We start from the raw sequence: 8940 nt of genomic DNA, 5'->3' as shown, positions 1-8940 counted from the left end.
TCAACTATTCTCACGAATCCATCGAATAATTCGACTCGCTCTACTGAAATTTATGCTCGAAAGCATAAGTCCGACAGGCTCCTAGTCAGACATAATTCCCCTCTGCCAAATTTAGGTGTTTCAATGCTGATATCTTCATGGGAGACACTGATCATCGCCATACTGGTGCTTTTTGTGGGCCGCTTTCTCAATACGCATGTCGCTTTTTTTCGTCATTTCAATATTCCGGAGCCTGTCACTGGTGGCTTTCTTGCTTCATTGGTATTCACCGCCATTTATATTCTCACTGGCCTGAGTATTGAATTTGAGCTCACCATGAGAGACAACCTGATGCTGATCTTTTTCAGTACTATTGGTCTGTCGTCGCGTTTCTCTACGCTGAAGGAAGGCGGCATCAGTCTGGTGATTCTGATGGTGGTGGCCAGCCTGTTCCTGTTTGTGCAAAACGGTATTGGAGTGACGATTGCGTCTTTGACCGGAGTGGATCCATTAATCGGCGTAGTCGGAGGCTCCATTGCATTAAGTGGTGGGCATGGAACTGCGATTGCATGGGCTCCTATCCTTGCTGAACAATTCGGTCTGCTGAATGCGACTGAAATAGGTGCCGCTTGTGCTACTTTTGGCTTGATTTTGGGGGGGCTGGCTGGAGGGCCTCTGGCACAGAGGTTGATAGAAAAGAATAATCTGTCACCGGCAGGTACTGAGCACATTACCATTGGCTCGCGTTATGGTGAGGAACACGAGCTGATCGATGCTGAGATGATGCTTGAAACGGTGCTTCTGTTTGCCATTGCCATTGGCGCAGGATTGCACGCCACTGTTTTGCTGCAGAAAATCGGGTTATTTCTTCCTCAGTATGTCACCTGTTTATTTACCGGTATTATTCTGACCAATGTCTTGCCGTATTTCTTGAAAAATATGAAGTGTCCATCGGACTCTTCTTCCCTTGCGCTGGTCTCTGATTTGTCTCTGGGTCTTTTTCTTTCCATGTCCCTGATGAGTATGCAGTTATGGACCCTGGTGGATCTGGCCCTGCCCATTCTCCTGATTTTGATGGCTCAGGTTTTGGTATTAGCCCTGTTTACCTATTGGGTTATATTTCGTGTGTTGGGCAGTGATTATGATGCTGCCGTGATGTCGGCCGGGTACATGGGAATGGCACTGGGGGCGACACCCAATGCCATAGCCAATATGACAGCCGTGACCAAGCATTTTGGTCCTTCTGGTAAAGCCTTTATTGTTGTGCCATTAATTGGTGCTTTTTTCATCGATATTACTAATGCCATAGTGATTCAACTGTTTACTGGTTGGTATGGAGGTTAAACAGCCTTTAACGGCTTAAACAGTCGTTTAAATTTGGTTATAATGAGCGTTGGATCATACAAAAATAAGAGATTGACTGACATGAATACCGAAGAGCAGTTAGGGAGTATTGTTCAGCAGTTTCTCCATGCGATACCCCATTGTCGTATATTGGGTATGGAGCCGGAACAAGTGACTTCTAAAGGTGTTGTCATCAGTATGCCTTTTAATGAAGAACTGGAAGCCAATCCGGGCAGTGGAATTATTCATTCGGGGGCCATTACAACGCTGATGGATAGCGCGTTCGGTATGGCAGCCTGCATAGGTCTGCCTGACTTTGAGACCTGTCCTACCATTGATCTGAGAATCGATCACCTGGGCTTGCCTGATCCCTTCAAGCCGGTTCGTTGTTTTGCGCAAGCCTATCAAGTCACTAAAACCGTTGTCTTTACGAGAGGGGTTGCTTATCAGGATGATCGTGATGAGCCTTTTGCGCACGGTGTGGGAACCTTCATGAGAACCGGACGTACGCTCAGCGAGATGGCTAAGGAGTTGGCAAAATGAAAATTCAAAGTGCTTTTCGGGATGTACTGCTTCAGGCCAGGGCCACCAGTGACTACAGTAATCTGACAGAGTTGCTGCCTTATGCGAAGAAAATTGGCATGCGTTGTCAGTCGCTTGGGGATGATGCGCTGTTTGTTCTCCCGGAAAACAAGGGCAACACTGGCAATCCGGTTTTGCCTGCATTGCACGGTGGAGTGTTGGGGGGATTCATGGAAATGTCTGCAGCTATCCATCTTATGCTGTTCATGGATGAACCGAAAATTCCTAAAATTGTCGATTTTTCGATTGATTATCTGAGAAGTTCAAGAATACAAGATGTTTTTGCTGAGTGCCGGGTGGTGAGGCAGGGGAGCCGGATTGCCAATGTTTCTATCACGGCCTGGCAAAGTCGCCGGGAAACACCTGTTGCAACGGCAAGAGGGCACTTCCGGTTGGATAGCTACTAATTCTTGATGGACGGGCTCAGATTGGGAGCCTGTTGGGCGCAAGGTGATTTCGGCCTGAACTCAAGAAAGAGCGTAATCTTCGCCGTTCAATTTTCTCAAGTGGGTCCATTATTCGCACAATAGCTACGAAATGTGCTGTCTCGTTCTAATCAAATTTATACTTGAAAGCTTCAGTCAGGCAGGCTTCTGGAGAGCTTGCCTGATACTGGTCTCAGCTTGTATCTGGCAAGCTCACAGAAATCCTGTGATTCATGCTTGTGTGAATGATGCTTTCCAGAACACTTCCTGATACATTTCCCGACAATTTTGTATAGAAACAGAGAAGCACATGATCGGAACGTTTGATTTAGCGATTTATGATGCACAGAGTCTGGCAGGGGAAACCTTGCTGACAGTTCTGGAAGAGAGTCAATTAACGCCTGGGGCGGTCTACCCGCTGGCAGGGGATGAAGCGTTGCTTGAGTCCGGTGACGAAGCGACAGTGGATTATAAAGGTACTGAACTGGAGGTTGTGAGTGCTACTACCTTTAGTTATGCCGATGCTGATCTACTGATCATTCCTGTCGGTTCTGAGGTAGATCCCGAAGTCCTGAATCTGGCCAGAGAAGGCGGTTGTCGTGTGGTGAATGGTTCGGTTAATTCAGAGTCTGAGATGTATCTGCCTGGTTTATTGGATCCGGCAGAACTGTCAGGTTTGCAGGAAGTGGCGATACCATCCAGCCCGGCAGCTTTGATGCTTCAGGTGCTGAAACCCCTTCAGGATCGGGTGGGTATTGATTCGGTCAATGTTATGGCCAGTCTCTCACTGGGCGAAACGGGTCAGAAAGGCATTGAAGAGCTACGAGGGCAGACTATTGATCTGCTGAGCGGAAAACCGGTCAAGAAAAAGCTCTTCGAACAGCGCATCGCATTTAATGTTCTGCCGCAGGTGGGTGCTGTAACCGATGGCGGATTTACATCATCTGAGCGACGGATAGCAGAAGAGCTCATGAAAGGGCTGAAACAGGATGATCTGAGGGTAGGTGCTACCTGCGTTCGGGTGCCTGTCTTCTTCGGGGATAGCCTGGCTGTGCATCTGGATCTGGATCGTCCTGTCGATGGTCAGGCGGTGAGAGAGTTTCTGGCGGGTGTTGAAGGGGTAGAATTAGCGGCTAATGATGAAATGCCTTCCGTTGAGACAGTAGCAGGCAAAGATGTCATTGTTGTTGGCCGGATTCGTCAAAATCCGGATCATGCTGATCATTTATGCCTCTGGATTGTTGCTGATCCTGTGAGATGTGGCGCAATTCAGGCATTGGCATTGGCAGAAATATTGCTAAAAGACTTTTTAAAATGATAACTTAGCTGAGAATAGTGACAGTTCCGTATTGAAATTGTCAGAATAATATTTTTGACCTGAGGTCTTGCCTTGATTAGAAGCGGGGAAGGCTTTAGGTATCAGGAACTGTTAACCGTACCGGTTTTATGGCTATGAGCGCTCATAGTTTTTGATGCACTCCGCTTTGGAGTGCAGGCTGGGCACCTGTCTTCTGCTTGAGGGTGCCTGCACACATCTGAAAAGCTGTTTATTATAAAAACAGTCGTGAGAAAAACTTCAGACCCGAGAAGATCTGGGTTGAGAAGAGCTGGCGACTTAAATTATGCGGTTTTTGACTCGGTTCTGCTTCAGGCTGTCGATGTAAGGTGTGTTTTACGGGCGGGTTTGCTGATACGCGCAGATAACAAGGATTCATGATGAGACTGCAAAAGCTTGTAGCAGCCATGGCCATATCAGGAGCACTGGGTTCCGGTCTGGCCAATGCGCTGGGGTTGGGCGAAGTGCGCTTAAATTCGGCGCTGAATCAACCACTGGATGCCGAGATTGAATTGCTGCAAGTCAGAGAGCTGACCCGGAACGAGATTCTCCCTAATCTTGCCGGCCGTGCAGATTTTCAACGGGCAGGTCTCGACAGACCTTTCAGTTTGACTGGCCTGAAATTTAAAACGATGTTGAGGGAAGACGGGACAGGTTATATTCACGTTACCAGTGATCAGGTGGTGCGTGAGCCATTTCTGAACTTCCTGTTGGAAGTACACTGGCCAAGTGGCCGTCTGCTTCGCGAATACACTATGTTGCTGGATCCACCTGCGTTCAGTCAGCAGCCAGCCGCTCCTGTTAGACCTGCAGCGACTCAAAACTACAACGGTGGCGTGCCTACACCCTCGCGCAGTCAGAATGTGAACCCCTTTGATCAGGGCGGTTCCTCCGCAAGACAGTCTTCATCTTATCAGTCTGAAGAAAATGCCAGGCCTATTCAGGCTACTCCGGTCAGAGAAGAGCCTATTCGTACGGGTGGCGTTGATAGCTATGCAGGCCAAAGTCAGTCAGATACTTATGAAGTGCGACCTAATGACAACCTCTGGAATATTGCCAGGAGTGTCAGGCCAGCCAGTGACTTGAGTGTTCAGCAGACAATGCTGGCTTTGCAGAAGAAAAATCCTCAGGCCTTTATTCAAAGTAATATTAATCGCCTCAAAAAAGGACAGGTATTGCGCGTACCTGCCAGAGAAGAGATCGAAGCAGTCAGCTTCCAGGATGCTGTGGGAGAGGTAGCTCGACAGAATCGTGATTGGCAGGCTCGTCTGGAGCAGTTGGATGCTACACGACGGAGCTCTGCTGATGCAGGGGGTAAAGGGGCTGGAGACGATGGACGTCTGTCTATTGTTGCCACGGATGATACCTCTGGCACAGGCAGTGATTTGGGCGGAGGTTCTGCAGATACGGCAACAGCAGCTTTGCAAAACGAACTGGCGATGACTCGTGAGAAAATGGATGAGTTGACTCGCGAGAATGAAGAGTTGAAAAGTCGCCTGAAGGATCTGGATGACCAGATCAGTACTTTGAAACGACTCATCGATCTCAAAGATGATCAGATGGCGGCATTGACTCAGCAGCCAGATGAGCAGGCCGCTAACCAGACACCCGAGCAAACAGATTCAGAAACCAAGCCAGTTGTTCAGCCTGAGCCTAAACCTGAATCGGGTTTCCTGGACTTCCTGTTCGGTAACCCTCTTTACCTGGCCCTGGTGGCTCTGGTGCCATTGGGTCTGATTGCTGCTCTGCTGATTTATCGTCGACGCAAGCAAGAAGAAGATGAGTTTGAAGAAGAGTCCAGTTTAGAGCCGATGTCTCTGATTCCTGAGGAGTCACAAGAGGATGATCAGGAAGAACTCGAACTGGATGAAACGCTGGAGATTGATGAAGACAGTCTGCTGGAAGATGAAGAGCCTGAAGAAACTACTCAGCAGACCGACGATGCCATTAGTGAAGCCGATATTTATATTGCTTATGGCCGATTCCCTCAGGCTGCAGAGTTGCTGGAAAAAGCGATTGAAAATGAGCCGGGTCGTGCGGACTTAAGGCTCAAGCTCTTGGAAGTTCATGCTGAGAATAATGATCTTGATAACTTTAAGGTAGCTCTGGCAAGTGTCGAGTCGCTGGATGATCAGGGTGCTTTGCGTCAGGCTGATGCTTACAAGGCTCGTTTCCCGGCAGATGCTTTCTCGGGAGATGTTGTTCCAGAAGCGACGGCTGAAGAAAGTAGTGATGATCTTGAGCGATTCGACTTGAGTGATGCACTGACTGATGAGAGCAGTGCTGACACTGATGGAGAGTTGGGTGATCTGGAGTTTGATCTGGACGATCTTGACTTCAATAATGAGCCTTCCGATTCTGCTGGTGCTGAGTCAGCTGATGATCTGGATTTCCAGTTGGATGATTTGGATCTGGAGGCCGAGGCTTCTGATTTGGAGATCGCGCCGGAGTTACCGGATCTGGATAATGTTCAGGAGCCTGCTGCTCAGGAAGTGAATCCGGCGGCAGTTGATGATCTGGACGATTTCCTGGGTGAAGTCGGACCTGATGCTGAAGATGAGTCGTTGGGCTTTGATGATGGTTTGCCTGATCTGGAATCTGCTCTGGAAGATGATGATCTGGACTTCTTTTCTGATGATGATGAAGCAGCGACCAAGCTGGATCTGGCCAGAGCTTACATTGATATGGGCGATAATGAAGGTGCCCAGGATATTCTGCAGGAAGTGCTGGAGTCTGGCACTGATGAGCAGAAGCAGGAAGCTCAGATTCTAATGGGGCAGGCGCGGTAATCCCCCAAGCCAACTCAATAATAGAAAAGTGGAGTTTTTAGAGTTCTGGTTCTGGCGCGGTTTAACTTGAAAACAGTTTCATGTAAGCACGGAACGAGAAAAAGCCCGGTTTTCGAACTGAGTGGGGTTTGGTGGCCTGATGGTTGAGTTTGCTGCAACCGTCAGGCGATCAGATATACAATTCAGACAAGCATGGTATTTATCAGTCGGGTGGCTTCAGCTTCAAGGGCGTCACAGATCGCCTGAAGGTGGGTTCCGTATTCCTCACGACGTTCTTTGCAGGCTTTAAAAGCTTCTAGTGCTTTGGTGAATGCGGAGAGGTTCTGGTTATGCTCTTCGTAGTGTTCTGTGGCGGCCGCTAGCCTGTCTGATTCCTGTGAACAACGATAATGGTCGCAGTTTAAATAGTTGGTCAGGGCTTTTTTGGTGTGATTAAAGGTCTGTGTATTTTTACTGAAAGCTGCCCCCCAGGTGAGTAGTATGGTGTCTAGAATGCGGCTCACAAAGGGGAATTCCTGAATGTCTTCGTCAGGAATAAGTGTCCAGTAATATTGGTTGTCCATGGTATCATTGAAGGCGGTAGGAACCAGTTTGCCTAAAAAGCTTCTGGCAGTTACGGTTGTCAATCCGTTTTCCGAATTGGAGTTGATTTTATCGTACCATAGAGCGTAGGCTCGTTTGGCGATGGGTATAATCGCCTGTTCGTCCTGATTATGCTCTTCTATAGCCTGGATAATACTTTCCTGTAGCCAGGGTAGCTCTTGTGTGGAGAGTTTATGGTAAATCTCGGAAAGCACGTCTGATCTGGCTGGAGCGGCGATTGATAGGTAGAATATACCTAATATAACAGCCAGAAGGTTGAAGTTTATTCTCATCCCATTGCCTCTATAATAAGTTGTTAGTTAGTTAGTGTTTGTATAGCTGTGCAGCATTTTTATCAGGTGGCTTCGTTATCCACCTGATGCCCTATAAAAATATGAGTGGGAAACGCAGCTGACGCTGAATTGTGCACATGCTAAAGAGTCCAAGAATCCAAAAGGTTGAATTCTCCAGAACAATGATAGTTTGAAAATATCCGTGACGCTTTTTTGCTATGAAAATGCCGCTATTTCGAGCTCTGTAGCCATTTTCATGGTTCGGGGTGAGCTGCATTTCCGGCTCATGGCTGTTTGGTCGTTTTTTCTCATTGGGTTGTCGCTGTCATTTTGTCTTTTCTCCTGATAAATTCCCCTCCTTTTGATTTGTGGAGTGAGCATTCTTCATGCCGCGATTAGCTGCCAGTGTTCAATACGATGGTTCCCGTTACCACGGTTGGCAGAGTCTGAAGTCAGGACTTCCCTCCGTTCAGGCTGCTGTAGAAAAGGCGTTGTCCAAAGTTGCCAATCATCCTGTCTCTGTAGTGTGTGCCGGTAGAACGGATGCAGGGGTGCATGGCTGTAATCAGATTATTCATTTTGATACAGAAGCGGTTCGTAGCGGTTATGGCTGGACCTTTGGCGGCAATACCCATTTGCCGGATGATATAACCTTTAACTGGGTTCAGCCGGTTTCTGAAGACTTCCATGCCCGATATTCTGCGCAATGGCGCAGATATCGTTATGTTATTCTTAATCGTCCAGTGAGGCCCGCTCACCTGCCTAAAGGGGTGACTTTCTACTACCGCCCACTGGATGTAGAGTTGATGAATATTGCCGGGCAGTTCCTTGTTGGTGAGCATGATTTTGATTCATACCGTGCGGTACAGTGTCAGGCCAAACACGCTGTGCGTGAAATCCAATATCTGAATATTTACAGGCATGGGGATATGGTTGTCATTGATGTCAGAGCGAATGCTTTTCTTCACCATATGGTGAGAAACATTACCGGGGTTCTGCTGGAAGTGGGCGCAGGCAGAAAGCCGCCTGTCTGGGCCAGGGAAGTTCTTGATGCCAGAAAACGCTCGGAAGGGGGAGCAACCGCAAAGCCTTACGGCCTCTACTTTGTTGATGTTGGCTACCCGAAAGAGTACGAATTGCCAAAAAGTGAGCCTAATCCCTTCTTTGTGGCCTCGGCACTGCCCTGGTAATAAAGCACCAAGTTTAAAATCCATTGGCAGAGGCAATCTGGCTGCGGACAAATGCCGGTTGTTTCTGCTAACATCCACTTTCTGCTTTCTATCTGCGATTTCACTCCCTGATTCTACGGGGCGTGTCTGTCAGGTATGAAAGTGTCCTGTTCAATGACTCCCATCGCTCACTTATTTATGAATCTCGTAAAAGCAGGTTTCATTAGATGACAGGGAGAACTGACTGTTATCGAATGCCATAAGTAGAATTCATTTAGCTATAGGCGTTCTATACCCATTGGATTTCAAGATGCTACTAGGAGCCTGTCGGACTTACCACTGACCTACTGCGAAAAAGCCTGATTTGGCCATTTTTTATGATTCTTTTCGTTGAATAGCTCGCTATTCGCCTCAAATAATCATAAAAACTGTCTCAAACCG

General features: G+C 47.9%; 7 protein-coding genes. 6 read left to right on the top strand and 1 reads right to left on the bottom strand.

Annotated elements, in window-relative coordinates; translation table 11 throughout:
• Positions 1–123 precede the first annotated feature (123 nt).
• The 5 genes from gltS to ACR2PX_RS28150 all read left to right on the top strand — a co-directional run bounded on the left by gltS (position 124) and on the right by ACR2PX_RS28150 (position 6455).
• Positions 124–1323, top strand: coding sequence for a sodium/glutamate symporter (gene gltS / locus ACR2PX_RS28170; protein ID WP_434002677.1), 1200 nt, complete (start codon positions 124–126; stop codon positions 1321–1323).
• 81 nt (positions 1324–1404) lie between these two features.
• On the top strand, positions 1405–1866 hold the full coding sequence (locus ACR2PX_RS28165) for a PaaI family thioesterase (protein ID WP_434002676.1): 462 nt from the start codon (positions 1405–1407) through the stop codon (positions 1864–1866).
• Positions 1863–2312, top strand: a complete 450-nt coding sequence (locus ACR2PX_RS28160; RefSeq protein WP_434002675.1) for a PaaI family thioesterase — start codon at positions 1863–1865, stop codon at positions 2310–2312. The genes ACR2PX_RS28165 and ACR2PX_RS28160 overlap by 4 nt, the downstream gene beginning before the upstream one ends.
• 328 nt (positions 2313–2640) lie before the next feature.
• Positions 2641–3648: an aspartate-semialdehyde dehydrogenase gene (locus ACR2PX_RS28155; protein WP_434002674.1), complete on the top strand. Its 1008-nt coding sequence runs from the start codon at positions 2641–2643 to the stop codon at positions 3646–3648.
• A gap of 398 nt (positions 3649–4046) precedes the next feature.
• Positions 4047–6455, top strand: coding sequence for a FimV/HubP family polar landmark protein (locus ACR2PX_RS28150; RefSeq protein WP_434002673.1), 2409 nt, complete (start codon positions 4047–4049; stop codon positions 6453–6455).
• A gap of 182 nt (positions 6456–6637) precedes the next feature.
• On the opposite strand, the gene ACR2PX_RS28145 is transcribed toward ACR2PX_RS28150, so the two are convergent.
• A complete protein-coding gene (locus ACR2PX_RS28145) occupies positions 6638–7330 on the bottom strand; it encodes a hypothetical protein (protein ID WP_434002672.1) in 693 nt (230 codons plus the stop codon).
• 386 nt (positions 7331–7716) lie between these two features.
• Between ACR2PX_RS28145 and truA the strand changes: the two genes are divergently transcribed.
• Complete coding sequence (gene truA, locus ACR2PX_RS28140) at positions 7717–8520, top strand: tRNA pseudouridine(38-40) synthase TruA (RefSeq protein ID WP_434002671.1); 804 nt, start codon at positions 7717–7719, stop codon at positions 8518–8520.
• Positions 8521–8940 lie beyond the last annotated feature (420 nt).

Source organism: Endozoicomonas sp. (assembly GCF_051008435.1).
GTDB lineage: Bacteria > Pseudomonadota > Gammaproteobacteria > Pseudomonadales > Endozoicomonadaceae > Endozoicomonas_A.
The sequence above is the reverse complement of the archived record's forward strand: the minus strand, read 5'-3'. Positions and strand labels throughout refer to the sequence as shown.